Annotated in this window: 27 protein-coding genes; 9 read left to right on the top strand and 18 right to left on the bottom strand. The window is 72.8% G+C overall.

Annotation, left to right across the window (positions count from 1 at the left end; translation table 11 throughout):
- Positions 1-55: 55 nt before the first annotated feature.
- Together JIX56_RS39285 and JIX56_RS39280 are read right to left on the bottom strand one after the other, a co-directional pair.
- A complete protein-coding gene (locus JIX56_RS39285) occupies positions 56-580 on the bottom strand; it encodes an immunity 21 family protein (RefSeq protein WP_257547999.1) in 525 nt (174 codons plus the stop codon).
- 65 nt (positions 581-645) lie between these two features.
- Positions 646-1131, bottom strand: coding sequence for a rhodanese-like domain-containing protein (locus tag JIX56_RS39280; protein WP_257547997.1), 486 nt, complete (start codon positions 1129-1131; stop codon positions 646-648).
- 241 nt (positions 1132-1372) lie between these two features.
- On the opposite strand from JIX56_RS39280, the gene JIX56_RS39275 reads away from it, so the two are divergent.
- Complete coding sequence (locus tag JIX56_RS39275) at positions 1373-1828, top strand: Lrp/AsnC family transcriptional regulator (protein ID WP_257547995.1); 456 nt, start codon at positions 1373-1375, stop codon at positions 1826-1828.
- On the opposite strand, the gene JIX56_RS39270 is transcribed toward JIX56_RS39275, so the two are convergent.
- The 5 genes from JIX56_RS39270 to JIX56_RS39250 form a co-directional block, all read right to left on the bottom strand.
- Positions 1822-4812, bottom strand: coding sequence for an AAA family ATPase (locus tag JIX56_RS39270; protein WP_257547985.1), 2991 nt, complete (start codon positions 4810-4812; stop codon positions 1822-1824). The two genes, JIX56_RS39275 and JIX56_RS39270, sit on opposite strands and share 7 nt — an antisense overlap.
- Positions 4813-5077: 265 nt before the next feature.
- Positions 5078-6241 (bottom strand): exonuclease SbcCD subunit D, encoded by a 1164-nt coding sequence (locus tag JIX56_RS39265; RefSeq protein WP_257547983.1) that lies wholly within the window; start codon positions 6239-6241, stop codon positions 5078-5080.
- Positions 6242-6362: 121 nt separating this feature from the next.
- Complete coding sequence (locus JIX56_RS39260) at positions 6363-6989, bottom strand: YigZ family protein (protein WP_257547981.1); 627 nt, start codon at positions 6987-6989, stop codon at positions 6363-6365.
- 58 nt (positions 6990-7047) lie between these two features.
- Positions 7048-7593, bottom strand: coding sequence for a SixA phosphatase family protein (locus JIX56_RS39255; protein ID WP_257547979.1), 546 nt, complete (start codon positions 7591-7593; stop codon positions 7048-7050).
- Positions 7590-8390: a hypothetical protein gene (locus tag JIX56_RS39250; protein ID WP_257547977.1), complete on the bottom strand. Its 801-nt coding sequence runs from the start codon at positions 8388-8390 to the stop codon at positions 7590-7592. The genes JIX56_RS39255 and JIX56_RS39250 overlap by 4 nt, the downstream gene beginning before the upstream one ends.
- 356 nt (positions 8391-8746) lie before the next feature.
- Here JIX56_RS39250 and JIX56_RS39245 point away from each other — a divergent pair, with 356 nt between their 5' ends.
- Complete coding sequence (locus JIX56_RS39245; RefSeq protein WP_257547975.1) at positions 8747-9154, top strand: CoA-binding protein; 408 nt, start codon at positions 8747-8749, stop codon at positions 9152-9154.
- Positions 9155-9184: 30 nt separating this feature from the next.
- Here the strand turns inward: JIX56_RS39245 and JIX56_RS39240 are convergent, their stop codons facing one another.
- Complete coding sequence (locus JIX56_RS39240; RefSeq protein WP_257547973.1) at positions 9185-10171, bottom strand: universal stress protein; 987 nt, start codon at positions 10169-10171, stop codon at positions 9185-9187.
- A 78-nt stretch (positions 10172-10249) separates the two neighbouring features.
- Here JIX56_RS39240 and JIX56_RS39235 point away from each other — a divergent pair, with 78 nt between their 5' ends.
- Positions 10250-10618 (top strand): VOC family protein, encoded by a 369-nt coding sequence (locus JIX56_RS39235; protein WP_257547971.1) that lies wholly within the window; start codon positions 10250-10252, stop codon positions 10616-10618.
- Between the two features lie 49 nt (positions 10619-10667).
- Here JIX56_RS39235 and JIX56_RS39230 read toward each other — a convergent pair whose 3' ends face one another.
- The 3 genes from JIX56_RS39230 to JIX56_RS39220 form a co-directional block, all read right to left on the bottom strand.
- Entirely contained in the window at positions 10668-12260 is a 1593-nt protein-coding gene (locus JIX56_RS39230) for a VWA domain-containing protein (RefSeq protein ID WP_257547969.1), read from the bottom strand.
- A complete protein-coding gene (locus JIX56_RS39225; RefSeq protein ID WP_257547959.1) occupies positions 12257-13249 on the bottom strand; it encodes an AAA family ATPase in 993 nt (330 codons plus the stop codon). The genes JIX56_RS39230 and JIX56_RS39225 overlap by 4 nt, the downstream gene beginning before the upstream one ends.
- 100 nt (positions 13250-13349) lie before the next feature.
- The gene (locus tag JIX56_RS39220; RefSeq protein ID WP_257547957.1) at positions 13350-14006 is read right to left on the bottom strand and encodes a TetR/AcrR family transcriptional regulator; all 657 of its coding nucleotides are present in this window, start codon (positions 14004-14006) and stop codon (positions 13350-13352) included.
- Between the two features lie 121 nt (positions 14007-14127).
- On the opposite strand from JIX56_RS39220, the gene JIX56_RS39215 reads away from it, so the two are divergent.
- On the top strand, positions 14128-14688 hold the full coding sequence (locus tag JIX56_RS39215) for an NAD(P)H-dependent oxidoreductase (protein ID WP_257547955.1): 561 nt from the start codon (positions 14128-14130) through the stop codon (positions 14686-14688).
- Positions 14689-14772: 84 nt separating this feature from the next.
- Here the strand turns inward: JIX56_RS39215 and JIX56_RS39210 are convergent, their stop codons facing one another.
- Together JIX56_RS39210 and JIX56_RS39205 are read right to left on the bottom strand one after the other, a co-directional pair.
- Positions 14773-15330 carry a YbaK/EbsC family protein gene (locus JIX56_RS39210; RefSeq protein WP_257547953.1) on the bottom strand — a complete coding sequence of 186 codons (558 nt, stop codon included), beginning with the start codon at positions 15328-15330 and terminating at the stop codon, positions 14773-14775.
- A 43-nt stretch (positions 15331-15373) separates the two neighbouring features.
- Complete coding sequence (locus JIX56_RS39205) at positions 15374-15949, bottom strand: helix-turn-helix domain-containing protein (RefSeq protein WP_257547951.1); 576 nt, start codon at positions 15947-15949, stop codon at positions 15374-15376.
- A gap of 93 nt (positions 15950-16042) precedes the next feature.
- On the opposite strand from JIX56_RS39205, the gene JIX56_RS39200 reads away from it, so the two are divergent.
- Complete coding sequence (locus JIX56_RS39200; RefSeq protein WP_257547949.1) at positions 16043-16900, top strand: DMT family transporter; 858 nt, start codon at positions 16043-16045, stop codon at positions 16898-16900.
- Between the two features lie 113 nt (positions 16901-17013).
- Here JIX56_RS39200 and JIX56_RS39195 read toward each other — a convergent pair whose 3' ends face one another.
- Positions 17014-17763 (bottom strand): acyltransferase, encoded by a 750-nt coding sequence (locus JIX56_RS39195; RefSeq protein ID WP_257547947.1) that lies wholly within the window; start codon positions 17761-17763, stop codon positions 17014-17016.
- Between the two features lie 130 nt (positions 17764-17893).
- Here JIX56_RS39195 and JIX56_RS39190 point away from each other — a divergent pair, with 130 nt between their 5' ends.
- Entirely contained in the window at positions 17894-18436 is a 543-nt protein-coding gene (locus JIX56_RS39190; RefSeq protein ID WP_257547945.1) for a gamma carbonic anhydrase family protein, read from the top strand.
- A gap of 83 nt (positions 18437-18519) precedes the next feature.
- On the opposite strand, the gene JIX56_RS39185 is transcribed toward JIX56_RS39190, so the two are convergent.
- The 3 genes from JIX56_RS39185 to JIX56_RS39175 all read right to left on the bottom strand — a co-directional run bounded on the left by JIX56_RS39185 (position 18520) and on the right by JIX56_RS39175 (position 21671).
- Entirely contained in the window at positions 18520-19170 is a 651-nt protein-coding gene (locus JIX56_RS39185; protein WP_257547936.1) for a DedA family protein, read from the bottom strand.
- 102 nt (positions 19171-19272) lie between these two features.
- Positions 19273-20853 (bottom strand): carboxylesterase/lipase family protein, encoded by a 1581-nt coding sequence (locus JIX56_RS39180; protein WP_257547934.1) that lies wholly within the window; start codon positions 20851-20853, stop codon positions 19273-19275.
- Positions 20854-21233: 380 nt separating this feature from the next.
- Positions 21234-21671 (bottom strand): DUF4442 domain-containing protein, encoded by a 438-nt coding sequence (locus JIX56_RS39175; RefSeq protein WP_257551362.1) that lies wholly within the window; start codon positions 21669-21671, stop codon positions 21234-21236.
- Positions 21672-21757: 86 nt separating this feature from the next.
- Between JIX56_RS39175 and JIX56_RS39170 the strand changes: the two genes are divergently transcribed.
- The 3 genes from JIX56_RS39170 (at position 21758) to JIX56_RS39160 (ending at position 25454) form a co-directional block, all read left to right on the top strand.
- Complete coding sequence (locus JIX56_RS39170; protein WP_257547932.1) at positions 21758-22741, top strand: hypothetical protein; 984 nt, start codon at positions 21758-21760, stop codon at positions 22739-22741.
- Positions 22742-22865: 124 nt separating this feature from the next.
- Positions 22866-23924, top strand: coding sequence for a hypothetical protein (locus JIX56_RS39165; protein WP_257547930.1), 1059 nt, complete (start codon positions 22866-22868; stop codon positions 23922-23924).
- Positions 23925-24152: 228 nt separating this feature from the next.
- Positions 24153-25454, top strand: coding sequence for an MFS transporter (locus JIX56_RS39160; RefSeq protein ID WP_257547928.1), 1302 nt, complete (start codon positions 24153-24155; stop codon positions 25452-25454).
- Here the strand turns inward: JIX56_RS39160 and JIX56_RS39155 are convergent.
- Positions 25416-26261, bottom strand: a complete 846-nt coding sequence (locus tag JIX56_RS39155; RefSeq protein ID WP_257547926.1) for a spermidine synthase — start codon at positions 26259-26261, stop codon at positions 25416-25418. The two genes, JIX56_RS39160 and JIX56_RS39155, sit on opposite strands and share 39 nt — an antisense overlap.
- Between the last annotated feature and the right edge of the window lie 7 nt (positions 26262-26268).

The following is a 26268-nucleotide window of genomic DNA, read 5'->3' as shown; positions in this document are numbered from 1 at the left end:
GCCGGGCCGGCCGGGCCCACCGCCACGGGCGGCCGGGCCCGGCCGCCACGCCGGTTCAGTGCGTCAGCGGTCTCACCTGTACGAGGCCGAGCCATGTCCCCGGACCCGTCGAGACATACGCGGCGCGGACCCCGTAGTGCCCGGGGTCCAGCTCCACGCGGACGTGGTCCTTCTGCCGCAAGGCGTCCCCGGGCCGGGCGGCGTCGCAGAGGACGACCGGGCCGGGCACCCGCCACTCCATCTCGGGTTCCCAGGCGGCCGCGTCGAGCGCCGCCGGGACCTCCGCGAGGAGTTCGGCCTCGGAGTCGGCCGCGTGCCGGCGTACGAAGGTGCCGTGCTCGGCGAGGTACGCGGTGGGGGCGGGTTCATGGCCGAGGACCAGGGCGCGGGTGTCGCCGACCGGCAGGAGTCCGACGTAGCCGTCGATGTCGCAGGCCCGGTCGTAGTCGGACGACGTCTCGTCGCCGTCGGCGCCCGCCCAGAACGGCAGGACCGCTTCCGGTATCGCCATGAGCGGTCCGCCACTCGACTCCACCCACCGCACCACATCGGGAACCACCGCATCCGCGTATCGAGCCATGCCCAGAAGTTACACGGCGGTCGCGCGGCCTAACTGGCCACCCTCGAAGCCTTCTTGACAGTCTGTCAGCAACCGCAGTTCTCTGCGTCCACCGGGATCGTCAGCGAGTCGGCATCGCGCCGTGCCGCGCCCTCCCAGGTCTCGTAGGCCAGGCCCTCGCGCGCCCAGTACTCGAAGCCGCCGAGCATCTCCTTGACCTGGAAGCCGAGTTCGGCGAGGGCGAGGGTGGCGCGGGTCGCACCGTTGCAGGCGGGGCTCCAGCAGTAGGTGACGACCGGCACGGACTTGTCGAGCAGTTGCTCGGCCTGCTCGGGGATGAGCGCGGTGGGCAGGTGGATCGCGCCGGGGATGTGGCCCTGGTCCCAGGACTCGGTGGAGCGGGAGTCGAGGACGACGAAGCCGGGGTCGCCGTCGGTGGCGAGGGCGGCGGCCACGTCGGACACGTCGGTGTGGAAGACGAGACTGGCCCGGAAGTACGCGGCGGCCTCGGCGGGGGCCGCGGGGGCGACGCGCAGAACGGCGTTGACGGCGGGCGTGGTGGTGACGCTCAAGAGCTGGCCTTTCCCTCGTGGATCGCGGATCGCGGATCGCAGATCGCGGATCGCGGATCGCGGATCGCGGATCGCGGATCGCGGATCGCGGATCGCGGATCGCGGATCGCGGATCGCGGATCGCGGATCGCAACTTCGTGTTTCCCTCACCAGAAATCTACGGCCGGTGATCCCCTTCCTGAAGGGGCGTTCCACGGTCCGGCCCTTGAACGGCCGGGGATTCCCCTGCTATCCATCGGACATGACCGTGAATTCCCCGTACGAGCCCGACGCCACCGACTGGCGCATCCTGGAGGTCCTCCAGCGTGAGGGCCGGGCCAGCTTCGCCGAGCTGGCGCGTGCCGTGTCGATGTCGCCGAGCGCCGTGACCGAGCGGGTGCGGCGGCTGGAGGAGGCGGGCGTCATCCAGGGGTACGCGGCCGTCGTGGACCCGGAGCGGCTGGGGCTGCCGATCCTGGCGTTCGTGCGGCTGCGGTACCCGACCGGCAACTACAAGCCGTTCCACGACCTCGTCGCCGTCACCCCCGAGATCCTGGAGGCGCACCATGTCACGGGCGACGACTGCTTCGTGATCAAGGTCGCCGCCCGTTCGATGCGTCACCTGGAGGAGGTGTCGGGCAAGATCGGCGGGCTGGGGTCGGTGACGACGAGTGTCGTCTACTCCTCACCGCTCCCCCGGCGGCCGCTGGGTCACTGACCGCGCTGCCGCACCACCGACCCCGTCCGCTCCTTCACGACCTCCAGCTGTGCGTGGATGCGCCGCCGCAGATCGGCGACATGGCTGACGATGCCGACGCTGCGGTCGCGTTCACGGAGCGAGTCGAGGACGTCGAGGACCTCGTCGAGGGTCTGGTCGTCGAGGCTGCCGAACCCCTCGTCGATGAAGAGGGTGTCGAGGCGCACGCCGCCCGCTTCGTCGGTGACGACGTCGGCGAGGCCCAGGGCGAGCGCGAGGGAGGCGAAGAACGTCTCGCCGCCGGAGAGCGTGGCCGTGTCCCGCTCCCGGCCGGTCCAGGCGTCGACGACGTGCAGTCCGAGGCCGCTGCGACCGCGTCCGGCGCGGTTGTCGGAGTGGACGAGGGTGTAGCGGCCGGAGGACATGCGCTGGAGCCGTACGGTCGCGGCGGCGGCCACCTGTTCCAGGCGGGCGGCGAGGACGTAGGCCTCCAGGCGCATCCTGCGCTCGTTGTCGGCGGAGGTGCCGGCCGCGAGTGAGGCCATGCGGGCGACGCGGTCGTACTCCTCGCGCAGCGGTGCCAGACGGCGTACGGAGGCGGTGGCCCGCGCGGACAGCCGGTCCAGTTCGGCGCGGCGGCGCTCGGCGGCGTCCCATGCGGAGACGGTGCCCTGGAGCCGCTCGCGCGCGACCGAGGCAGTCCGCTCGGCGGTCGCGAGGTCGGCGGGGGGCCGCTGGGCGGCGGCCGCCGTGTCGGCCTCGGCGAGCACGGCCCGCACGGCCGCCTCCTCCGACTGCCAGGCGTCGAGGCGGTGTTGGAGGTCGCGGTGGGCGGCGTCGTCGAGGACCGCCGCGGCCGCGGCCTGCGGGGTGTCGAACCCGGCGCGGAAGGCCGCGTCGGCGAGGCGGGCGTCGGCGTCCTTGAGCCGCTGCGCGGAGTCGTCGGCGGCTCGCGCGGCCTCGGCGGCCCCGGTGAGGAGCGCGGCCCGACGCTCCAGATGTGCTGCCCGCGCGGCCACGCTCTCGGCGTCACCCCTGGCCTGCGCCAACTCTCCCTCCAGAACGGCCCGTTCCCGCTCCAGCGCGTCCCGCCGGGTGTTGCGGGACGCGGCCCTGACGGCCGCCTCCCGCTGCGCGGCGGTCCGCCGGTCGCGCTCCCGCTCGGCGTGCAGCAGGGCCTCCTGCGCGGAATGCAGTCCGGACGCTCCCCGGCGCGCCTGCGCGTACTGGTCCTCCAACTCCTCCACCAGCGCGGCGAGTCGATCGGTCGGTGTGTCGCCCGCCTCGGCGCTCGCGGCGGCCAACGCCCGTTGGACGAGCCCGAGTCGCCGCTCGGCCTCGGCGCGCTCCTCGTCGGCGCGCCGGCTCGCGGCGAGGGCCCGCTCCTCCGTCTCGCGGTCCACGTGCCCGGCGACCTTCTCGGCGGGCTCGGGGTGTTCGGTACCGCCGCAGACGGCGCACGGCTGCCCCTCGACGAGGCCGGCGGCGAGTTCCGCCGCGATGCCCAGCAGGCGCTGTTCCTTGAGGTCGAGCCAGTGGGCGCGCGCTTCCACCGCGCGCTCGGCCAACCGGAGCACACGCGCCTGGGCGTCGTCGGTGTCACGGCCGAGCTGGTCGCGCTGACGGGCGGCCGCGAGCCGATTCTCGGCGGGTTCACGCTGCACGGCGAGCTGTTCGGCGCGGGTGGCGGCCTGTTGGGCGGACTCGATACGGGACTGAAGCTCCGCCCGGGTCGTCTCCCACTCGGCCAGCCAGCCCTCGGCGTCCTGGAGGACGTCCTCGTCCGTCTGTTCCTCGCTGTCCAACTCCGCCTGCTCGGTGAGGAGCACGGCCAGCCGCCGCTCCGCACGACGGGCCGATTCGAGACCGCCCAGCTCCTCCGACGCCTTGCGGGCGGCGGTCGCGAGTCCGGCGGCACCCGCGTCGGCGTATGTCCCCGACAGTCGCGCACGCGCGTCTTCCTCGTCCGACTGCGCCCACCGGTGCTCGGCCTCGGCCGCGTTCCGCAGCTCCAGCGCCGGTACCACGGCCTCCGCCTTGCGGGCCCGCTCCATCCGAGCCCGGTCCTCCCGGTGGGCGTCAGCGCTTTCCTCCAGCCGGGCGGCCCGCTCCCTCGCCTCCGCGAACCGCCGTTGCAGCCGCGCCACTTCGCGTACGTCTTCCAGATCGCGCTCGGCGGAGGCCCGCGCCGACTCGGCCGCCGCGCGGGCGCAGTGGGCGATGGTGAGCCGCTCGCGGGCGGTGCTGCGGACGACGGCGGCCCAGCCCAGCACGGCCTCGGCGAGACCCGGGTCGCCCGGTACCAGCTCGGGCAGGTCCGGGGCGTCCCCCGCGGCCTGCTGCATACGGTGGGCGTCGGCGAGCAGGGCCGCGTCGCCCTCGCGCACCTGGGCCTCGGCCGCCCGGCGCCGGTCGGCGAGGCGCTTCTCGACCGCGGCGAAACGGTGGGTGTCGAAGAGACGGCCGAGCAGCCGGCCCCGTGCCTCGGCGTCGGCGCGCAGGAAGCGGGCGAAGTCGCCCTGCGGCAACAGCACGACCTGGCAGAACTGCTCCCGGCTCATCCCCAGGACCTGGGTGATCTCCTCACCGATCTCCTGGTGGGAGCGGCTGAGGTCCTTCCAGGAGCCCGCGACCGCGTCGTACTCGCGCAGCCAGCTCTGCGCCTTGTCGAGCGTGGTGCCCTCGCCACGCTTCTTGGGCCGCTCCCACGGCGGCTGCCGGGTGATCTCCAACCGGCGCCCCGCGACGGTGAGTTCGAGGCGGACCTCGGTGCGGGTCGAAGGCGCCGCGTGGTCGCTGCGCAGGGTCATGCCCTGGCCGCTCTGCCGGGCGCCCGGCACGGAGCCGTACAGCGCGTAGCAGACGGCGTCCAGGACCGAGGTCTTGCCGGCGCCGGTCGGGCCGTGCAGCAGGAAGAGGCCGGCCGCCGAGAGGTCGTCGAAGTCGACGGACTGGGCACCGCCGAAGGGGCCGAAGGCCGTGATGTCGAGCCGGTGGAGTCTCATCGGACACCCGCCGTGTCGGCTCGGCGGGGCAGCCCGAGGCGTCGGTCCGCGGTGGCCGGTCGGCCCGTCGTCATCGGTCGTTCTCCCCTGTCCAGCCGGTGCGGGCCGCTCATCAGGCGCCCTCCCCTGTCCAGCCGGTGCGGGCCGCTCATCGGGCGACCTCCCCTGTCCAGCCGGTGCGGGCCGCTCATCGGGCGACCTCCCCTGTCCAGCCGGTGCGGGCCGCTCATCAGGCGACCTCCCCTGTCCAGCCGGTGCGGGCCGCTCATCGGGCGACCTCCCGGACCGTCTCGTCGGCCCGTACGGCGTCGAACGCGTCCCTGAGCACGGTCCGTTCGTGTTCGTCGGGGCCTGTGCCGCGGACATGGGCCACGAAGTCCTCGGCGATCTCCTGGTCGTCACGGCCGGCGACGCGCCCGGCGTAGGAGACGTCCGGCTCGCCGGGGGCGCGCTCGGGGTCGAAGACGAGGCTGAGCGTGTGCGGGAAGCGTTCGCACAGCCGGGCCATGGGCTCCGCGGGCCGTACCGGGTCGGTGAGGGTGGCCTCGACCCACGCCTCCTCGTGCCGCGTCAGCTCCGGGTCGGCGAGCAGGTCGTCCAGCCGCCCCCGTATCCGGGCGAGCGGGCGCGGCACGGGACAGTCGATCCGCTCGGCGTCGACCGAGCCGTCGCCGCCGAGGTCCACCAGCCACATGCTCTTGCGGTGATCGGACTCCGAGAAGGAGTACGGCAGCGGGGAGCCGGAGTAGCGGACGCGCTCGGTGAGGGTCTGACTGCCGTGCAGATGGCCCAGGGCCACGTAGTCGACGCCGTCGAAGACTCCGGCGGGCACGGAGGAGACCCCGCCGACGGAGATGTCCCGCTCGCTGTCGCTGGGCGCGCCGCCGGTGACGAAGGCATGGGCGAGTACGACGGATCGGGTGCCCTCCGCGCGCGTGGCCAGGTCCGCCCGAACCCGGTCCATGGCGGCGGCGAGCACCGCCTCGTGGCCCGCCTTCTCCACGCCGAACTCGTCCTTCACCAGGGCGGGTTCGAGATACGGCAGCCCGTAGAAGGCGACATCGCCGTGGGCGTCCGGCAGGACCACCGGAGTCCCGGCCGCCGCGGCGGACGTCCGCAGATGGACGCCCGCCCGGCCGATGAGGCCCGCGCCGACGCCCAGCCGCCGTGCCGAGTCGTGGTTGCCCGAGATCATGACCGTGGGCACGCCCAGGTCCGCCAGGCGGTGCAGGGCGTCGTCGAAGAGCTCGACCGCGGCGAGCGGCGGCACCGCCCGGTCGTACACGTCCCCCGAGACGACCACCGCGTCCACCCCGCGCTCCCGCACGGTCGTGACGAGATGACGGATGAACTCGGCCTGCGCACCGAGCATGTTCACCCGGTGGAACGCCCGACCGAGATGCCAGTCGGAAGTGTGCAGAAGCCTCATGATCCCCGAACCTAACAGGCGGGTCGGACATCACGGGCGGCTACCGGCGAACCGGCCCGCGCACACCGCCCACCACCGCACTCCACACGCGCGTGCCCCTCCGACGCGGCGCGATCCCCGCTCACGCGTCCCCGTACGCCTCTCCCCCGAGTTCGAACCCGGCCGTGCCCGCGGTGGCGTCGGCGAGCCAGGCGCGGAAGGCGTCCACGTCGGCGTCGGGCAGGCCGATCTCGATGGTGACGGCCTCCGCGTAGCGCACGTCACGGACCTCACGCCCGGTGGCCCGCAGGTCGTTCTGCACCTTGCCCGCGCGCTGGTGGTCGACGGTCACCGTGGCCAGCCGGAAGCGCCGGCGCGTGATGCCGCCGAGCGTGTCCAACGCCTCGCCCACGGCACCGCCGTACGCCCTGATGAGGCCGCCCGCGCCCAGCTTGACCCCGCCGTAGTACCGGGTGACGACGGCGACGACGTACCGCATGTCCCGCCGCAGCAGCATCTGCAGCATGGGGACGCCGGCCGTGCCGCCCGGTTCCCCGTCGTCGCTCGCCTTCTGAATGGCCGCGTCGGCCCCGATGACGTACGCGTAGCAGTTGTGCGTGGCGTCGGCGTGCTCCTTGCGGACGGCCGCGACGAACTCCTGGGCCTCCCGCTCGGTGGCGGCCGGGGCGAGGGCGCACAGGAACCGGGAGCGGTTGACCTCGGTCTCGTGCACGCCGGCGCGGGCGACGGTGCGGTACTCGTCCTGCATCCGGCCACCCTATGCGCAGGCCGTCACCGGTCCGCGCCGGGCGTCGTCGGGCGCCGGGTCAGGCCTCCTTCTTCCCCCTGGCCACGATCATGTCCGTCAGCAGTGCCGTGCCCGGGGCGAGCGAGGCCCAGGTCTCGCCACGCCAGGAGAGGAACGCGAGCGCCGAGGTGGGGAACTTGGTCCGTACGGCGTCCAGCGCGTCGTCGAGGGCATCCCCGGCCAGGTCGAGCACCAGCTCCTCCAGGCCTGGATTGTGGCCGACCAGCAGCAGCGTCCCCACCCGGTCGGGGGCCGCGCGCACCACGTCGAGCAGCTCCGGCACGTCGGCCGCGTACACCCGCCGGTCGTACCGTACGGGAGGCGGTGTCCCCCATTGGGCGGAGGCCAGCTCCCAGGTCTGGCGGGCCCGTACGGCCGTGGAGCACAGGGCCAGGTCGGGCAGGCAGTCCGCCTCGGCGAGGGCCCGCCCGGCGGCGGGGGCGTCGCGGCGGCCACGCGGCGCCAGGGGCCGCTCGTGGTCGGGTACGCCCACCGGCCAGGCGGACTTGGCGTGCCGTAGGACGACGAGTCTGCGCAGGGGGCCCGCGCCGGGGCGCGTGATCATGCCGATGCTCCGATCTCACGGGTGAGCTCCAGGCCGAGGAGCCGGTCCGCGTAGGCGTACGTCTCGAACCGCGCGCCGTCCGGCATGTCCCGCGCCCCCTCCACGTCCCGCAGGACGTCGAGGACCGCCGGCACGTCGAGGTCGTCCTCCCATGCGGCGCGCAGAGCCTGCCGTACGGGCTCGGGAACCGGCCTAGACGGCCGCGTCGCCCAGGCCGCCACCGCCTTGCGCCAGTGGTCGAGCGCGTCGGCGGCCTCGGCCAGGGCGGTGGCGTGGAGGGTGACGGGGGCCCGGCGGGGGTGGGCGAGCAGGGCGAGCCGCAGAGCTGTGCCGGACGCGGCCGGCTCCTCGGGTCCGGTCACCGGAGCGACCTCGACCCTGACGTCGGCCTCGACGCCGTCGCCGGTACCCGCGCGGAGGCTGACATCGTCGCCAGTGCCCGCGCGGAGGTTGACATCGTCGCCAGTGCCCGCGCGAAGGCCGGCACGGTCGCCGGTCCCGTCGCCCACCGGCTCTCCCGAACCCACGACATGCAGCACCAGGCGCCCGCTTCCCGTGGCGGCGGCCTCGGTCGCCCGGACACCGAGTCCGTCGGCTCGTTCGCGCAGTGCGGCCGGCGGGTCGGCGACCAGGAGGACGGGGCTCCCGCCCAGTTCCAGGGCGCGGGCGAGCACGTCGGCGACCAGCAGGACGCGCAGGGCCGAGGTGTCGTCCCTCGGCACCTGGGCGTGGACCCGGGTGAGCGCCCTGCGGATCTCGGCGGGCTCGCCGGTCCGGGCGTCGGTGATACGCAGCACGGGGTGAGCGTAGGCGCGGCGACGGCCGAGCGCAGTGCGGAGGGCGGCATTCCGGACAGCGATCCGTCCCGACGGCCCACGGACCCGGCTGTCCTCACCGCCCAGGGAGCCGGCCGTCGTCACGACCCACGGCCCCGGCCGTGGTCACCACCCACGGACCCGGCGCCGCGTCAGCCGCCCGCGGGCCTACCGCCGCGACCGCCCTCCCTCAACGACCGCCTGCGTATGCGACCGCCCGCGCCCCTGACCGCGAGACCCGGGAATCGGGAATCGGGAATCGGGGAACGTCCGTCGCTGTTGCCGCTGCTGGCAGCCCCCGTCACCGGGTGCGCTTACACGGACAGAGGAGACCGCACATGTACGGCGACCCCGCCACGATCCGCAAGATCCTGTCGGAACTCGGCGACACCTGGGCCGTCGTGGGCCTGTCCACCAACCGCAGCCGCGCGGCGTACGGCGTCGCGGAGGTCCTCCAGCGCTACGGCAAGCGCGTGGTCCCGGTGCACCCCAAGGCCGAGACGGTGCACGGCGAGCAGGGCTACGCCTCCCTCTCGGACATCCCCTTCCCCGTGGACGTCGTGGACGTCTTCGTCAACAGCGACCTCGCGGGCCCCGTGGCCGACGAGGCCGCCCGCATCGGCGCCAAGGGGGTCTGGTTCCAGCTGGGCGTGATCGACGAGGAGGCCTACCACCGGACCCGCGCGGCCGGGCTGGACATGGTCATGGACCGTTGCCCGGCGATCGAGATCCCACGGCTGAGCTGAGCGGCACCGCATCGACATTCCCCCGGAACCTCAGTCGTGCGCGACGACCGCGACGGGCGTACCCGCGTGATGCAGCACCGCATGCGCGACCGGACCGATGTGCGCCCCCAGCGGCGCATGCCGGACCCGGCGCCCGACGACGACCAGGGAGGCGTCCCGGGACGCCTCCAGCAGGTGGTCCGCCGCCTTGCCCCGGCGGGACTCCTCCACCACCTCGACGGTCGGATACTCCTGCCGCCAGGGCCGCAGCACGTCGGTCAGCGCGGCGGCGTCCATGCGCCGCAGGTCGGCGTCGGGATCGGCGTCCGGACCGGGCCGCGCCCGGAGGCCGGAATGGGGCGGCGGGCTCCAGTCGTGCAGGATCCGCAAGGCGGTCTCCCGCAGCGCGGCGGCCTCGAACGCGAACCGGATGAGCGTGGGGTCCGGGTGCCCGGTGTCCAGGCCCAGTACGACGGGCCGGAACGGCGTCGCGGCGGACGGAACGCCGACCGGATCCGGCGCGTTCTCGTCCCCGGCCTGCTCCCCGGGCCGGACGAGGACGACCGGCCGCCCGGTGTGCGCGACGACGTGCAGCCCGACGGAACCGAGCAGAAAGCCGGCGATCCCGCTCAGCCCCCGGGAGCCCAGGACGAGCAGCTCGGCCTCTTCCGCCGTCCTTACCAGCTCCTCCGTCGCCCGGCCCGTCAGCTGCTCGACGGCCACGTCGACGCCGGGGTGGCGCGCCCGGACTCCGTCGGCCGCCTCGCTGAGGACCTTCCCGGCGCCCGTTTCACCGGGCGCGATCCGGCCATGTCCATGCTCTTCGTGCTCTTCGTGCTCTTCGTCCTCTCGGTGCTGCCCCTCCTGTCTCGTTCCGGTGTCCAGCACCGGCGCCCGCCCCATCACTTCGGGGACCGGCTCCCAGACGTTCACCAGCCGTAGCGGCAGTCCGCGGAGCCGTGCCTCCCGGGCCGCCCACTCGGCGGCGGCCAGGCTCTCGCGCGAACCGTCGATGCCCACGGTGACGGTGCGGGACATGGGGCGCACCTCCTGAGGTCGAGGTCTGTTTCCAGCATCGCCGCACGGCGGCCGATCCGCAGGAGCGAGAATCGGACCATGCTGAGCATCGGATCCGTGGTGATGGGCGCGTCCGACGTACGGCGGGCCGCCGCGTTCTGGACGGCCGCCCTCGGGTACGTCCCGCGCGAGGAACCGGAGGACGACTGGGTCGTGCTGGTGCATCCGGCGGGAACCGGCGCCCAGATCTCGCTCGGCCTCAGCGAGACCCCGGTGCAGGAGTACCCGAGGGTGCACCTGGACCTCTACGCGGGGAACACCGAGGACCAGGCGGCGGAGGTCGAACGACTGCTGGCCCTGGGAGCGCGCCGCGTCGACTGGGACCTGTACCCGGAGGACGCCGACTTCGTCGTCCTCGCCGACACCGAGGGCAACCGTTTTTGTGTCATCGACACCGGCCGGGAGTGACCTCAGCCCCCATCGGAGAGGCTGCGGCACCCAGCCCGCACCCCACAGCTCACACCGGCAGCAACCGCGTCACCAGCTCCCCCAGCCGCCGCGCGTTCCGGCAGACGTGCATGTCGACGATCTCGGCGTAGACCTGGGCGGCGGAGTCGCCCGTCGACCACTGCTCGGGCGCCTCCGGGTTCAGCCAGTGGACGCGGCGGGCGCGGGCCGCGACCCGCCGCAGGGCCGCCGCGTTGGGGTCGAAGCCGTTGGTGCGGGCGTCACCGAGGACGATCACCGACGTACGGGGGCCCACCGCGTCGAGGTGGCGTTCGGCGAACTCCCCCAGCGCTGCCCCGTAGTCGCTGCTGCCGTGCCACCCGGAGATCGTGGCCTCGGTGGCGATCCTGCGGCCGAGTTCGGCGGGGTCGGCCTCCCCGGTCGTGACGAGGTGGGTGACCTCGTCGACGCGGTTGACGAAGGCGTAGACCCGCACCTTGCTGAACTGGTCCCGCATCGCCTGCACCAGGAGCATCGTGAAGTTCGCGAACCCGGCGACCGACCCGGACACATCGCACAGCAGCACGATCTCCGGACGCGCGGGCCGGTGCCGCCGATAGGCCGGGCGCAGGGGCACACCCCCGGTGGACAGCGAACGCCGCAGCGTACGCCGGATGTCGATCTGCCCGCGCGCGGCCCTGCGCCGCCGGGCGGCCAGCCGGGTCGCGAGCTTGCGGGCCAACGGCTGGACCGTACGGCGAAGTTCGACGAGTTGCTCGCGGCTCGCGATGAGGAAGTCGACCTGGTCGGCGCTCGGCGCGATACCCCGCTCGGCGATCACCTCCGCTCCCCGCCGTTCGGCGACCCTCCGCCGTGCCTCGGTGCGCACCCGGTTCCGGAAGTCCTCGATACGGCGCCGGATCTCATCGGCGTCCAGCCGGTCGGTGAACCCACCCGAACCGAAACCGGGGCCGGCGCCGGGGCCGAAGCCAGGACCGGAACCAGGACCCGAGCCAGGACTGGATCCCGAGCCCGCCCCCGCTCCGCTTCCCGCTCCCGACCCGAATGAGAAACCGCCACCGAAACCCATCCGGAACCCACCACCGGACCCGCCACCGGACCCACCGCCAGCCCCCGCACCGGAGAAGCCGGCCTCCCCACCCGCCCCCCGCGAAGCCGCCAGGATCCGCGCCAGCAGCGTCTGTGGCCGGAGGCGGTCCAGTGTCTGATGGGCGGACCAGCCGTCCGAGCCCGGGGAGCCGTAGCGGCCGAGCAGGTCCACGGCCTCACCGGCGAGTCGGGTGAGCGCGGCCGCGTCATTCGCGGCCAGCGCCTCGGCGAGCCGGTCGCGCAACTCGTCCCGGTCCCCGGCCGGCGCACCCCGCGCTCCCGTCAACTCCCCCACGCCGAGCGGGAAGTACAGCTCGAAGGCCGCGTCGAACACGGCACGCTGGCGGTCGGCGCGGAGCAGCGCCGCCGCCAGCCCTTCCCTGATCCGCTCCCGGTCGGCGAGGCCCAGCACCTCCAGCACGGCCGCCGCGTCCACGGTCTCGCCCGGCCCGATCCGTATCCCATGGCCGCGCAACGCCCGTACGAACGCGGTCAGCCGCTCGGCCAACGGCGAGCCCGGCGGCGTACTCACGTCAGGGGCCCCGGCGGTCATGCCAGCGTCAGCTTCCGCGCGGCCTTCTCGATGTCGTCCTGGTGCTTGAGGATCACGCCCAGGCTGTCCCGTACGACGGTCTCGTCCAGGGTGTCGGCGCCGAGGGCCAGCAGGGTGCGTGCCCAGTCGATGGTCTCGGCCACGGAGGGGGCCTTGCGGAGCTCCATCTCGCGCAGCGCGCCGACCACGCGGACCAGGGAGTCGGCGAGTGCGCCGTCCAGGCCCGGGACCCGGAGCCGTACGATCCGCTGCTCCAACTCGGCGTCGGGGAAGTCGAGATGGAGGAAGAGACAGCGGCGGCGGAGCGCCTCGGAGAGTTCCCGGGTGGCGTTCGAGGTGAGGACGGTGAAGGGGCGTCGGGTCGCGGTGATCGTGCCCAACTCCGGGACCGTGACCTGGAAGTCGCTCAGCACCTCCAGCAGAAGCCCCTCCACCTCGACGTCCGCCTTGTCGGTCTCGTCGATGAGGAGCACGGTCGGCTCGTCGCCCCGGATGGCGGTCAGCAGGGGCCGGGTGAGCAGGAACTCGTCGCTGAAGATGTCGGTGCGGGTCTCGTCCCAGACCTCGTCGCGCCCGGCGGTGATGCGCAGCAACTGCTTGGCGTGGTTCCACTCGTACAGGGCGCGGGACTCGTCGATGCCCTCGTAGCACTGGAGCCGGACCAGACGTGCGCCACCGACCCGGGCGACGGCCTTGGCCAGCTCGGTCTTGCCGACGCCCGCCGGGCCCTCCACCAGCAGGGGTTTGCCGAGCCGGTCGGCCAGGAAGACGGTGGTGGCGACGGCCGTGGAGGCCAGGTAGCCCGCATCGGCGAGCCGAGCGGAGACGTCGTCCACGGAGGAGAAGAAGCAGGTACCTGTCGTATCCGGCCGCCCATTCCCCCCGTGCTCGCCGTTGCCGCCGTTTCCGCCGTGCTCGCCGTTGCCGCCGTTTCCGCCGTGCTCGCCGTTGCCGCCGTCCTCGTCGGTCCAGCCGTTCTCGTCGGTCATGTGGCCCTCCCCCTCACGCGGCGCGCGAGGCCGCTCCCCGACACCTGACCCCAAGTTACCAAGCGGTCGCTTTGGTTGTCCCGGTTGGCCGTCTCCGGTTCTACACCGCCACGACCAGCCGCTCCACCAGGTCCATCCACCCCAGCTCCAGCCGATCGAGGGACATCTCCCGCCGCTCGACCAGATGGTCGACGAGGTTGATGTCCAGATAGCCCAGCAGGGTCTGCGCCAGCAGCTCGATGTCGCCCGTCACCCCGGCACGGCGGAGCAGCATGCAGAGGTGACCCAGGCGGAGCTGGGCGGCCGGGTTGGTGTGGTGGCGGGAGACGTCCGCACTGGCGGCGAGGTAGAGGTCCCGGTGGGCGTACTCGTGGCGGATGACGGCCGCGCCGAAGGCCCGGAGCCGCTCGACGGGCGGCGCGTCGGGGCCGAGGGGTGGCGGCCCGGCCAGGAACGCGGCCTGGAGCTCCCGCTCATGGTGGTCGAGGAGCGCGACCATGAGCCCGAACCGGTCGCCGAACCGCCGGAAGACGGTGCCCTTGCCCACCTCGGCGGCGGTCGCCACGGCCTCCATGGTCAGGTTGGCGGCCCCGCACTCCGCCGCGAGCCGGGCGGCGACCTCCAGCAGCCGGGTGCGGTTGCGGGCCGCGTCCGCGCGAAGTCGGGGCTGCTCGGCGGTGGTCGGGGCGAGACTCAGCAGTCCGTCGAGGGGGTCGGGTTCCTGAGGCGCGGGGAAGGGCGGCAGCGACTCTTTCATGAAATGAGCGTAACGCTCACCACAGACAAGTGGACCCCGGTCCGGATAGGTGCTACAAATTTCAACGGACCCCGGTCCGCTTAGCTTTTTCCCCGCGCTCGTCCTTGCTAGGAGTCAGCTCATGTCCGTACGCATCCTCGCGCTCGTCGGCAGCCTTCGCGCCGGTTCACACAACCGCCAGCTCGCCGAGGCCGCCGTGAAGCACGCCCCCGAGGGCGTCGAGATCGAGCTGTACGAGGGTCTGGCCGAGGTCCCGTTCTACAACGAGGACATCGACACCGAAGCCGCCCTCCCGGCCACCGCCGCGCGGCTGCGCGAGGCCGCCGGCCGCGCCGACGGCTTCCTGCTCTTCTCCCCCGAGTACAACGGCACCATCCCGGCCGTCCTGAAGAACGCCATCGACTGGCTGTCCCGCCCGTACGGCGCCGGCGCGCTCACCGCCAAGCCGGTCGCCGTCGTCGGCACCGCGTTCGGCCAGTTCGGCGGCGTGTGGGCACAGGACGAGACCCGCAAGGCCGCCGGCATCGCCGGTGCCACGGTCCTGGAGGACGCCAAGCTCTCCATCCCCGGCTCCGTCGTCCGCTTCGCCGAGACCCACCCGGCCGACGACACCGAGGTCGTCGCCGGTCTCACCCAGGTCCTGGAGCAGCTCACCGCCCAGGCCGGTACCGCCGCCGCCTGAGCCGGCTCTCCGCCGCACCTCGCCGGGTTCCGGACCATGTGCCCGGGGCCCGGCGCCGGCGTTCCGGCACCGAGGCCCCGCCGGTCAGGCGACCCCCAGCCCCTCCACCACCACCGCGTTCGGCAGCTCCGCGAACGCCTTGCCCGGCACCAGCAGCTTGCCGCGCCGCCGGCCGCTGCCCACCAGGACGTACGGCAGGTCGACGACGGCCGAGTCCACGAGGACCGGCCACGCCTCAGGCAGCCCCACGGGCGTGATGCCGCCGTACTCCATCCCGGTCTCCCCGATGGCGGTGTCCATCGACGCGAACGAGGCCTTGCGCGCGCCGAGTCGGCGGCGGACCACGCCGTTCACGTCGACGCGGGTGGCGGACAGCACGACACACGCGGCGAGGCTCGACTCGCCGCCCCGCTTGCCCGCGACGACCACACAGTTCGCGGACTGTTCGAGCAGTTCCCGCCCGTAGTGCTGGACGAACACCGCGGTGTCGGCCCACTGCGGATCCGTCTCGACGTACAGGATCTGGTCGGCGGACACGCTGCCGCGCCAGTCGCGGACGGCGTCGGCGACCGGGCCGACGAGGTCGTCGAGGCAGTCGGGGGCAGGGGTCGCGTGGTCGAAGTCTCCGATGGGTGCGCGCATGGGCCGCACGCTAACAAAGCCCGCAGACAGCCGCGTTGACGTCTCAGTGCTGCACGGGCGGCACCGACACCGTCAGCACCATCTCCGTCGGAACGTCCCCCTGATTGGCGTACTCGTGCGCCGCGTTGGCCTCGAAGGTGACGCTCGCACCGGCCGGGACGCGGTACTCCGCGCCCTCGACGGTGAGCGCCAGCTCGCCCGCGGTGACATGGGCGATCTCGACCGTGCCGACGGGGTGCGGATCCGACCGGCTGCTCTCCCCCGGCATCAGCCGCCACTCCCACATCTCCAGCGGGCCGGGCGCCTCCGCGCCGGCGAGGAGCCTGCTGTAGCTGCCCGCCTCGGTGTGCCACAGCCGGACCACCTGCTCGGCCGGCACGACCCGGACCTTGGGGCCCTGCTCGTAGTCGAGCAGCGTGGTGATGCTGACGCCGAGGGCGTCGCCGATCTTGACGACGGTGCCGAGGCTGGGGTTGGTGCGGGCCTGCTCGATCTGGATGAGCATGCCGCGGCTGACTCCGGCGCGGGCGGCGAGGGCGTCCAGGGTGAAGCCGCGCTCGGTGCGCCAGCGCTTGACATTGCGCGCCAGGGACTGGGTCAGCAGGTCGAGGTCCGACACATTCCGTCCAATATTCTGAATGGCAGAGTTCAATGCAATGAACTACGGTGTGGTGCACCCTTCGTTCAGCGAACTGTACTGCGAGGCCGACCGATGACCGCACTCTTCGCCCTGGCCACCAGCCTGTTGTGGGGCCTGGCCGACTTCGGCGGCGGCCTGCTGACGCGGCGGGTCCCGGCGCTCACGGTGGTCGTCGTCTCCCAGTCGATCGCGGTGGTGGTGCTGGGCGCCCTGGTCGCCGCGACCGGCGCGTGGAGCGAGGCGGGCCCGCAGCTCTGGTTCGCCGTGGCCGCCGGACTGGTCGGCCCGGTCGCGATGCTCGCCTTCTACAAGGCGCTCGCCCTGGGCCCGATGGGCGTCGTCTCCCCGCTCGGCTCCCTCGGCGTCGCGGTCCCGGTCGGCGTCGGGCTCGTGCTCGGCGAGCGCCCCGGGCTGCTGCAGTTCGTCGGCATCCTGGTGGCCGTCGCCGGCGTCGTGCTCGCGGGCGGCCCGCAGTTCAAGGGGGCTCCCGTCCAGCGTCAGGCCCTCCTGCTCACCCTGCTCGCGGCCTTCGGCTTCGGCGCGGTGATGGCCTTGATCGCCGAGGCGTCCACGACGCTCACGGGCCTCTTCCTCGCCCTGTTCGTCCAGCGCGTCACGAACGTGGCCGCAGGCGGCACCGCCCTGTACATCAGCGTGAAGCGCGGCGCCCCCGCCCTGCCCTCGGACGGCTTCCCGTACCGCTCGCTCCCGGCGTTCGCCTTCGTCGGCCTCGCGGACGTGGCGGCCAACGGCACGTACGCGCTCGCCGCCCAGCAAGGCCCGGTGACCGTCGCCGCCGTCCTCGCCTCCCTCTACCCGGTCGTCACCGCCCTCGCCGCCCGCGCGATGCTCGGCGAACGCCTACGCGCCGTCCAGACGGCCGGGGCGGGCCTGGCACTGGTGGGCACGGTCCTGCTGGCGACGGGCTGAGGGAACCTCTCTCAACTCCGGGCGCCCAAGGCCGCGCCCGCAAGGGGCGCGGGGAACTGCGCGATCAGCCACAGACAACCCGCAGCCGCCACAGCACCACAGCCCCCGAGCTCTCAGGCGCCCAACTCCCCCATCCCCTCCGAGTCCAGCTCAGCCAAGGCCAACAACTGCTCCGGCGTAACCCCGGAGGGAATCGGCACAGGCGGGGGCGTACGAAGAGGCGGCTGCCACCCGCCCACCGGATCCCACCGCCGCACAACCTTCGCAGGCGCCCCGGCCACCACCGAGTGATCCGGAACCACCCCCCGCACCACCGCGCCCGCGGCCACCACCACATTCCGCCCGACCCGCGCCCCCGGCAGGATCACCGCCCCCGTACCGATCCAGCACCCGGGCCCGATCGACACCGGGTCCATCCGCGGCCACTGCTTGCCGATCGGCTCGTGCGGATCGTCGTACGAGTGGTTCGTGGACGTCACATACACATACGGCCCGAAGTAACAGTCGCTGCCGATCGTGACGGTCGTATCGGCGATGACATGGCTCCCCCGCCCGAGGACGACCCCGTCACCGATGCGCAGGATCGGTTCGGCGCCGAGATCGAGGTCGGGCATCAGCCCCGCGGTCAGCGTGACCTGTTCACCGATGATGCAGTGGGCACCCAGATGGATCCACGGCTCACCGAAGACCGTGCCGAGCGGGAAGGCCAGTCTGGTACCCGTTCCCATCGCCCCGAAGCGGAAGCGGCCGGGTCGCTCGGCCGTCACGGATCCCGTGCGCTGCAGCCACGCCCAGCCCGCGTGGACGGCACGCTGCGTGAGGCGGCGCTGCCAGGACGAGAACGTGTTCTTGCTCTTCGGCACCCGCTCACCGTACTCACCGGGCGGCACCCGGATGACGCCGCAGGGCTGTGATCTTCACCCCACGCGACGCCTTCCCCATGGCTTACGGTGCGGGTGAACACTGATCCTTGTCCATCACCTGGAGGCGGCGATGAACCGGCAGCGGGCCCTGATCACGACATTCGACGGCAAGAAGCCGGACGTGGAGGAGGCCGCCTTCGTCTCCCCCACGTCGGTGGTGATCGGGGACGTGACGCTGCGACCGGGGGCGAGCGTCTGGTACGGGGCGGTGCTGCGGGCCGAGTTCGAGCCGATCGTCATCGGCGCGGACGCCAATGTCCAGGACAACTGCACGCTGCACGTCGACCCAGGCTTCCCCGTCTCGATCGGCGAGCGGGTCTCCATCGGGCACAACGCCGTGGTGCACGGGGCGACGGTCGAGGACGACTGTCTGATCGGGATGGGCGCGACCGTGTTGAACGGCGCGGTGATCGGGGCGGGGTCTCTCGTGGCCGCGCAGGCGTTGGTGCCGCAGGGGATGCGGGTGCCGCCGGGGTCGCTGGTCGCGGGGGTGCCGGCGAAGGTGAAGCGGCCGCTCACGGATGAGGAGCGTGAGTTGGTGACGCTGAACGGGACTCATTACGCGGAGTTGGCGAAGGCGCACCGGGAAGCGCAGGAGGAGTACGGCGCATAGCGGTCTGCGGGTGGTACGTGGCTGATCGCGCCCACGCGGCGGAGCCGCACATCGATACAGCCCCGCGCCCCTTTGGGGCGCGGTCACTCCCCAGCGGTTACCAGCTCGCCCTCTCCCTCATCCGCCTTCTCCGCCGCCCTCTTCGCCTTGCGCTTGATCACCAGCATCGAGGCGACGCCGATCAGGACCGCCAGGACCAGGCCCAGCCAGGAGAAGCGCTTGAGCCAGGCCTCGGCGACCACGCCGACGTAGTAGATGACGGCGGTGGTGCCGCCGGCCCAGAGGATGCCGCCGAGGACGTTGGCGACGAGGAAGCGCCAGTAGGGCATCTGGAGGACGCCGGCGAGGGGGCCGGCGAAGATGCGGAGGAGGGCGATGAAGCGGCCGAAGAAGACGGCCCACATGCCCCACCGGTCGAAGGAGCGCTCGGCGACGGCGATGTTGCTCTCGCTGAAGTGTTTGGGGAACCTTCGGTTGAGCTTGGCCAGCAGAGGGCGTCCGCCCTTGCGGCCGATGGCGTAGCCGATGGAGTCGCCGATGATCGCGCCGGCGGTGGCGCAGGCGCCGAGGACGAACGGGTCGATCTCACCGTGCTGGGAGGCGAGCAGCGCGGAGGAGACCAGGATGATCTCGCCCGGCAGCGGGATACCCAGGCTCTCCAGGCCGATGACCAGCCCCACCAACAGGTAGATGGCGAGCGGGGGCACTGTTTCGAGCCACTCCTGGACGTGCAAAGCCGGTTCCTCCCATGTAGCGGATCAAGGGCCCCCGGCGTGCGCTCTCGACGGAGCGCACGCCGGGGCAGCCTACCCGCTCAGTCGGACGTCGGCGGAGTCCTACAGGTTGTCCCAGAGACCACACTGATGCTCACCGTGCACGGTCGTACTCAGTCCGTTGCCTCCCTGTGCGGCGGTCCGGAAGGTGAGGATCTTGTCTCCTCCGGCCGGTATCGCGGGCCCGCCCCCGGCCCGTGGCACCCCGTCGCGGATGAAGGAACCCCAGTAGTCGGTCATCTGGCGGGACAGCGCGCGCTGCTCGGCGTTCAGCGGGGTCTCCAGGCCGAAGTGCCGGAAGAGGTACTGCACCTCATTGACGTGGGTCGCGCCGAAGTCGAAGTCGGTGTCCAGGTCGCGGAGCGAGGCGAAGGGCGGGGAGGTGCGGTCGGCGAACTCGTACGCGTACACGGGTCCACGCCCGGCGAGAGTCCGGTTCAGGCGCAGGGCGGGGCAGGCGAAGCGCTGGTCGCCCTGGGCGGTGGCGTAGGCGAGGGTCGGTGAGGCGTACGCGGACAGCGGGTAGCGGTCGAGGACGCGATCGCCGTACTCGGTCCGCATGACGTCCGGGTACCGCTCGGCCGTGAGCGGGGCGCCGGCCCCGTCGAAGCGGGCGAAGGCGAACAGGCGCCCCTCGTCCTGGTTGGCGCCGTTGAGGACGGGCACCCCGGCCGCCGCCCCCTCGGCGTACGCCTCCGACGGCTGTACGGGCAGGAAGTCGCCGCCGACGACCGGGCCCCAGTTCAGTCCGGCCTGGGCGGCGAGGATCTCCTCGGCCGGCTTGCCGCGCAGGCATGCCACGTTCGCGCAGTCGAGCCTGGCCAGGAAGGTCCTGCCCTGCGCCACCGCCGTCTCATGGGTACGGGCCGCACAGTCACCGTAGGCGCCGCTCTGCACGATCCCGGCGTGGAAGAGGCCCTTCGCGGTCGGCGAGGCCATCTGGGTGCACACCGAGCGGCCGCCGGCGGACTCGCCCGCGATGGTGACGCGGCCCGGATCGCCGCCGAAGCGGCCGATGTTGGCCCGTATCCAGCGCAGAGCGGCCTGCTGGTCGAGCATCCCGAAGTTGCCGGAGACGCCGTCGCTCGTCTCGGCGTCGAGGTCGGGCGTGGCGAGGAAACCCATCGCGCCCAGGCGGTAGTTGACGGTCACGACGACGGTGCCGGTACGGCGGGCGAAGGCGTCCGGGACGACGTCCTCACCGGCGCCCGCGGTGAGCCCGCCGCCGTGCAGCCAGACCATGACCGGCCGACGCGCCGTGCTCTGCGGGACGTAGACATTGAGGTCCAGGCAGTCCTCGGTATGGCTCGGCTGCTCGTAACCGGGATCCCAACTGGCCGTCTGCACACATCTGTCGCCGAACTCACCTGCCTCCCGCACCCCTTGCCAGGGCCGGACGGGCCGGGGTTCGGTCCAGCGGAGGTCTCCGACGGGCGGCTGGGCGTAGGGGATGCCGAGGAACTGCCGTCCCTCGACGGTGGTTTCGCCGCGGACCCAGCCGGCGTCGGTCCGGACGAGGGTCGCCTGAGGTCCGGCGGCCTGTGCGGGGGCGGGGGCCAGCAGGGCGGCGGCGAGAGCGATCACCGCCAAGCCCAGGCGCCTTGCTCGGATGGCGCCGCAACGCCGGGACACGGTTTCTGACATGAGCCGTCACTCCTTCGTGCAGGCCGTCGTGGAGAACCACGTGTGCGCGTGTCGGCGGGGAAACTAGAGCCGAGAGTGACTCGTGTCAATGGAGCGAACAGGAAGCCCTCGCCGCCCTGTTGGGGAACAGGAGGGCGACGAGGGCGGGGGCGCTCAGGGGCATGCCGAGGAACACCTCGGGTCGGCCGGGGCTACCAGGGAAGTTCAACATCCGCGCCCTGAAGGGGCGCGGGGAACTGCGCGATCAACCACAACGCATCCCGCACCCGCCACTCCACCGAACCCCCCGAGCTTCTAGGCACCCCCCACACCGGGGCAGACGAGGCCCGCCCCGGGCCAGGCCGAGGCGCGCCCGGGGTCAGGCATTGGCGCGCTCGGGCTCAGGCGTTGGGTCGCAAGGTCCAGACGACGGTCATCTCGCCGGTCACGGCCCCGTCGGCACGCTGGATGGCGATGGCGACGGGGAACTCGGGTCGCTGTCCGGCGTCGAGTTCGGCGACGACCTCGGCGGCGGGGCGGCCGAGCGTGGCGGTGGCCGTGACGGGGCCCATCGCGAGCTTCTTGTACGCGATCTCCGCGCTGACCGCGAGCGGCACGGCACGGGACAGCTGGTCCCCGAACGCGGCGAGCACGATCGCCCCGCTCGCCGACTCGCCCAGCGTGAACATCGCTCCGGCGTGCGGCCCGCCGACGTGGTTGTGGAACTCGCCCTGGTCCGGCAGTGCCACCACGGCCTTCTCCGGCGTGGTCTCCAGGAACTCCAGGTTCAGGGTCCTGGCCATCGGCACCGTGGCGGCGAGCATCTCGCCGATCGACATCTGGTCTGCGCTCATGACCAGGATGTTACCCACGAGTAGCCAGCTCTGACCAGGGGCGGCAGCTGATCGTCGTATCGTTTCCGCCCATGTGGCCAGGAGAGCAGCAGCGGAATCCCTACCAGCAGCCCCCAACGCCCCACCAGCAGCAGCCGAACCCCTACCAGCAGCCCCCAACGCCCCACCAGCAGCAGCCGAACCCCTACCAGCAGTCCAGCGCGCCGCACCAGCACCAGGCGCCCTGGAGCGCGCCGACGCCCGGCACCGGCGGCCCCGTGCCACAGCCCGGCGGCGGAGGCCGTAGGCGTACGACGCTGGTGGCGGTCGTCGCGGCGACGGCCGTGGTGGTCGCGGCCGGGGTGACCGGCTTCCTGCTGCGGGGCGGAGGCGATGACGGGTCGGAGGCCACACCGACCGCGTCGGCTTCTCCCCGGGCGAGTGCGACCAACCCCCGGTCCGGGGACGGCACGGAGGCGACGATCGCGGGCTGGAAGCCCGTGGTGAACCCGGACATCGGTGTCGCCTTCGACGTCCCGGCCGAGTGGGCGCTCAAGGAGCCCGGTTGGGTCTCGTACGTCGCCGAGGACGACGACGCCGAGGAGAACGTCCTCATCGGCATGCGGGCTCCCGCCTTCCTCAAGGAGGAGTGGTGCAGCGCCGACGACGACCAGAACGGGCACCTGGACCACTGGTGGCTGGCCGCCGCCGGCACCAGGGGCGACCGGAATGCCAGAAGCACCGAGGAGATCGCCCGCGCGGACTCCAGGACCTGGGTCTACGGCGCCTACACGCAGCCCGACGAGTCGCTGGTCGAGTCGGCGAAGATCGAGTCGTACACGACGAACTCCGGGATCACCGGCAGCCTGGGGACCGCCCGGTCGGCCGGAGTGGAGAAGACGGGGAAGTGCCTGACGGACGGCAAGGCGACCACGTTCGCGTTCAAGAACGCCGAGGGCGACTTCGTGGCCTGGTCGTTCGTCGGGCCGACGGGGGTGTCCGAGGAGGTTCCGGACGCGACGGTGAGGAAGATCCTGGGGACCGTACGCCTCTACGAGGATCCGACCACGTCCTGAGTCCCGGGACACCGCGTCAAAGGTCGTCGGTCGCGGGTGTTTTGGAGCCGTTCGTCCCAAGTGCAAAGCCCCTTCGTGGACTCCCGTGGCAGCCCGCCCCCCGGCGCCCTTATGGTTACGAGCCATGTGGCCAGGACAGCAGCAGCCGCCCGGGGGCGAGCACCAACCGCAGCAGCCGAACCCGTACCAGCAGCCGGGGTACGACCAGTCGGGACAGCCGGGACAGTCGGGATACCAACAGCCGGGGTACCAGCAACCCAATCCCTACCAGCAGCCCGGATATCAGTCGACGGGTCAGCAGGCCCAGTACGGGCAGCAACCGCAGTGGGGCGGGCAGGCCCCCGTGGGCCCGCCGGTGCCGCCGGGCGGAGGCGGCGGCAACCGGACGACACTGATCGCGATCATCACGGCCACGGCCGTCGTCGTGGCCGCCGGTGTGACGGGTTTCCTGGTCCTCGGTGGTGACGGGGACAAGGGCAAGTCGGAGACCCAGTCCGCACCCTCGGTCTCGCCGTCGCCGACCGTGTCCGAGAGCACCGCGGACAACCCCCGCGGCGAGGACGCCGGAGCGAAGCCGACCATCGACGGCTGGAAGGTCGTCGTCAACCCCAAGTGGGGTACGGCCTTCGACGTGCCCGCCGAGTGGGACGTCCAGTCGCCCGACACCTTCATCGGCTTCGAGGACGACGAGAAGGGCGACGGGTCGGTCCTCATCGGCATGTCGGCACCCGCCATCCTCAAGGAGAAGTGGTGCCTGTCCGACGACGACAAGGACGGCAACGAGGAGTCGAGCTCCCTCGCCGCCGTGGGCACCAAGGGCCAGCAGGGCGCCAAGGGCACCGAGGACATCGCCCGCAACGACTCGGCGTGGTGGGTCTTCGGCGGTTACACCGACCAGAAGGACGCCTCCAAGAAGAAGATGACCGTCGGCAAGTCCGAGGCGTACACGACGACGTCGGGCGTCGAGGGCAGTGTCGCGACGACGTACTCGACCGGCGCCGCCGGGAAGGGCAAGTGCGACACGGACGGCAAGGCGACCACGTTCGCCTTCAAGAACTCGGCCGGTGACTTCGTCTCCTGGACCTTCCACGGCGCCAAGGACGTGAAGGAAGAGGTCCCGGACGCGACGGTGCAGAAGATCCTCAGCACGGTACGCCTGTACGGCGACCCGACGGGCGGCTGAGCCGACACCGTGCGCCGGGGCGCCTGAGCCGGCATCGGGCGCCGGGACGGCTCGGCTCGGATTGTCGGGACGGGTCGCCGCGGGGCGCTGCGGTGACGGATCGGTGTGGGGTCGGCGGCTGTCGGCCCCACCACCCGTGTTCGGGAGCCGTTTCCCCCTGGCCCGATCTGGCCCCATGCCCTGGGGAAACGGTTTGGCAGGAGGGGTCGGGGCGGCGATAGTCGGCGGGTGACGACTCCCGCCGCCTTCCGCCGCCGCCCCGCCTGGGCCGGCCGCAACTACACCCTGCTGACGACGGCCGCGGTCGTCACCAACCTGGGCAGCCACGGCGCCCTGATCGCGGCCGCGTTCGCGGTCCTGGAGGCGGGCGGCGACGGCGGGGACGTCGGTCTGGTCGCGGCGGCACGGACCCTGCCGCTGGTGCTGTTCCTGCTGATCGGCGGCGCGGTCGCGGACCGGCTGCCCCGGCACCATGTGATGGTCGCGGCGAACACCCTCAACTGCCTCTCCCAGGCCGCCTTCGCGGTGCTCGTGCTCACGGGGGACGCACAGCTGTGGCAGATGATGCTGCTGTCCGCGCTCGGCGGCACCGGGCAGGCGTTCTTCAACCCGGCGGCCGAGGGCATGCTGCTCTCCTCCGTCACCGCCGAGCAGGCGGGCCGCGCCTTCGCGCTGTTCCGCTTCGCGTCGCAGGGCGCGACCATGAGCGGCGCGGCCCTCGGCGGTGCCATGGTCGCGGTGATCGGCCCCGGCTGGGTGCTCGCGGTGGACGCCCTCGCGTTCGCGGTCGCCGGCGCCCTGCGCACCTTCCTCGACGTGAGCCACATACCGGAGCGCGAACCGGGCGGCGGCATGCTCGCCGATCTCCGGGACGGCTGGCGGGAGTTCACCGGCCGCACCTGGCTGTGGGCGATCGTGGTGCAGTTCTCCCTCGTCAACGCGGTCATCGTCGCCGCCGACGCGGTGTACGGCCCCCAGGTCGCCCGTGACCACCTGGGCGGCGCGGGCCCCTGGGGCCTGGCGCTCGGCCTGTACGGGGCCGGCAACGCCGTCGGCGCGCTGCTCATGACCCGCTGGAAACCGCGCCGCCTCCTCCTCGTGGGCGTCCTCTGCGTCTTCCCGTTCGCCCTGCCGTCCGCCGCGCTCGCCGTGCCGGTGCCGATCGCCGTGCTGTGCCTCGCGATGTTCGTCAGCGGCCTGTCGATCGAGGTGTTCGGTGTCTCCTGGATGACGGCGCTGCACCAGGAGATCCCCGAGGAGAAACTGTCCCGCGTCTCGGCGTACGACTGGTTCGGCTCGGTGGCGATGGTGCCACTGGCCACCGCGCTGGCGGGCCCGGCCGAGAGCGCCTTCGGGCGTACCGCGGCCCTGTGGGGCTGCGCGGCGCTGTGCGTGGCGGCCACGGCGGCGGTCCTGTGCGTACGGGACGTACGGAACCTGACCCGGAACAGCACGCCGGTGGTCCTGGCCAAGCCCGACGCCGAGCCCGGCTCAGCCGATGCCGAAGGCCCCGTCGGGCGGCTCGGGTGACGGTACGGCGTCCTCGTCGCGCACGGGGACGGCGCCGCCGATGAAGTCGCGCAGCGCCGGGCCGTGCCCGACCCGCGCCGGGAAGGCGTCGGCGGCGGTCCGCCGGGCCAGGACGGCAACGTCGAGCGGCTGATGGGCGGCGACCAGCACGGCGTTCCCGAACCGTCGGCCGCGCAGCACCCCCGGCTCGGCGATCAGCACCAGCTCCTCGAACACCATGGCGAGCGTGGCCAGTTGTGACCGCAGGAACGCGAACGGCGCGGCATCGGCCAGGTTCGCGAGATACACCCCGTCCGCGCGCAGCACCCGCTCGACGGCCCGCGCGTACGTCACGGTGGTCAGATGCGCCGGCACCCGCGAGCCGCCGAACACATCCCCGACGACCACGTCGGCGGAGTCCGAGGGGGCCGCTTCGAGCCATTCCCGGGCGTCCGCCCCGTGCAGCGCGATCCCCGCGTCACCGGGCGGTGGCAGATGCTCGACGACCAGCTCCAGCAGCCCCCGGTCGTACTCGACGACGTCCTGCCGGGACCCCGGCCGCGTGGCGGCCACGTACCGGGGCAGAGTGAGCGCGCCCCCGCCGAGATGCAGCACATCGAGCGCCCGCCCCGCCTCCGCCACGGTGTCCAGCACATGCCCGAGCCGCCGCGCGTACTCGAACTCCAGATGTGTGGGCGCGTCCAGATCGACGTACGACTGCGGCGCCCCGTCGACGGTCAGCAGCCAGGCCCGGTCCCGGTCGACGTCGGGCATGAGCTTGGCGGTGCCGTGATCGATGGCACGGGAGACGGGTATGGCTTCGTTCACGGCCCCA

It is taken from the genome of Streptomyces sp. CA-210063, from assembly GCF_024612015.1.
Lineage (GTDB): Bacteria > Actinomycetota > Actinomycetes > Streptomycetales > Streptomycetaceae > Streptomyces.
This window is presented reverse-complemented; position numbering and strand designations above follow the sequence as displayed.

What these genes read in the sequence shown, in the direction of transcription:
- JIX56_RS39285 (WP_257547999.1), bottom strand. Translation starts at nt 580, where the DNA reads ATGGCTCGATACGCGGATGCGGTGGTTCCCGATGTGGTGCGGTGGGTG.
- JIX56_RS39275 (WP_257547995.1), top strand. Translation starts at nt 1,373, where the DNA reads ATGACCGTGAATTCCCCGTACGAGCCCGACGCCACCGACTGGCGCATC.
- JIX56_RS39270 (WP_257547985.1), bottom strand. Translation starts at nt 4,812, where the DNA reads ATGAGACTCCACCGGCTCGACATCACGGCCTTCGGCCCCTTCGGCGGT.
- JIX56_RS39265 (WP_257547983.1), bottom strand. Translation starts at nt 6,241, where the DNA reads ATGAGGCTTCTGCACACTTCCGACTGGCATCTCGGTCGGGCGTTCCAC.
- JIX56_RS39260 (WP_257547981.1), bottom strand. Translation starts at nt 6,989, where the DNA reads ATGCAGGACGAGTACCGCACCGTCGCCCGCGCCGGCGTGCACGAGACC.
- JIX56_RS39255 (WP_257547979.1), bottom strand. Translation starts at nt 7,593, where the DNA reads ATGATCACGCGCCCCGGCGCGGGCCCCCTGCGCAGACTCGTCGTCCTA.
- JIX56_RS39245 (WP_257547975.1), top strand. Translation starts at nt 8,747, where the DNA reads ATGTACGGCGACCCCGCCACGATCCGCAAGATCCTGTCGGAACTCGGC.
- JIX56_RS39240 (WP_257547973.1), bottom strand. Translation starts at nt 10,171, where the DNA reads ATGTCCCGCACCGTCACCGTGGGCATCGACGGTTCGCGCGAGAGCCTG.
- JIX56_RS39235 (WP_257547971.1), top strand. Translation starts at nt 10,250, where the DNA reads ATGCTGAGCATCGGATCCGTGGTGATGGGCGCGTCCGACGTACGGCGG.
- JIX56_RS39230 (WP_257547969.1), bottom strand. Translation starts at nt 12,260, where the DNA reads ATGACCGCCGGGGCCCCTGACGTGAGTACGCCGCCGGGCTCGCCGTTG.
- JIX56_RS39225 (WP_257547959.1), bottom strand. Translation starts at nt 13,249, where the DNA reads ATGACCGACGAGAACGGCTGGACCGACGAGGACGGCGGCAACGGCGAG.
- JIX56_RS39220 (WP_257547957.1), bottom strand. Translation starts at nt 14,006, where the DNA reads ATGAAAGAGTCGCTGCCGCCCTTCCCCGCGCCTCAGGAACCCGACCCC.
- JIX56_RS39215 (WP_257547955.1), top strand. Translation starts at nt 14,128, where the DNA reads ATGTCCGTACGCATCCTCGCGCTCGTCGGCAGCCTTCGCGCCGGTTCA.
- JIX56_RS39210 (WP_257547953.1), bottom strand. Translation starts at nt 15,330, where the DNA reads ATGCGCGCACCCATCGGAGACTTCGACCACGCGACCCCTGCCCCCGAC.
- JIX56_RS39200 (WP_257547949.1), top strand. Translation starts at nt 16,043, where the DNA reads ATGACCGCACTCTTCGCCCTGGCCACCAGCCTGTTGTGGGGCCTGGCC.
- JIX56_RS39190 (WP_257547945.1), top strand. Translation starts at nt 17,894, where the DNA reads ATGAACCGGCAGCGGGCCCTGATCACGACATTCGACGGCAAGAAGCCG.
- JIX56_RS39180 (WP_257547934.1), bottom strand. Translation starts at nt 20,853, where the DNA reads ATGTCAGAAACCGTGTCCCGGCGTTGCGGCGCCATCCGAGCAAGGCGC.
- JIX56_RS39175 (WP_257551362.1), bottom strand. Translation starts at nt 21,671, where the DNA reads ATGTCGATCGGCGAGATGCTCGCCGCCACGGTGCCGATGGCCAGGACC.
- JIX56_RS39170 (WP_257547932.1), top strand. Translation starts at nt 21,758, where the DNA reads ATGTGGCCAGGAGAGCAGCAGCGGAATCCCTACCAGCAGCCCCCAACG.
- JIX56_RS39165 (WP_257547930.1), top strand. Translation starts at nt 22,866, where the DNA reads ATGTGGCCAGGACAGCAGCAGCCGCCCGGGGGCGAGCACCAACCGCAG.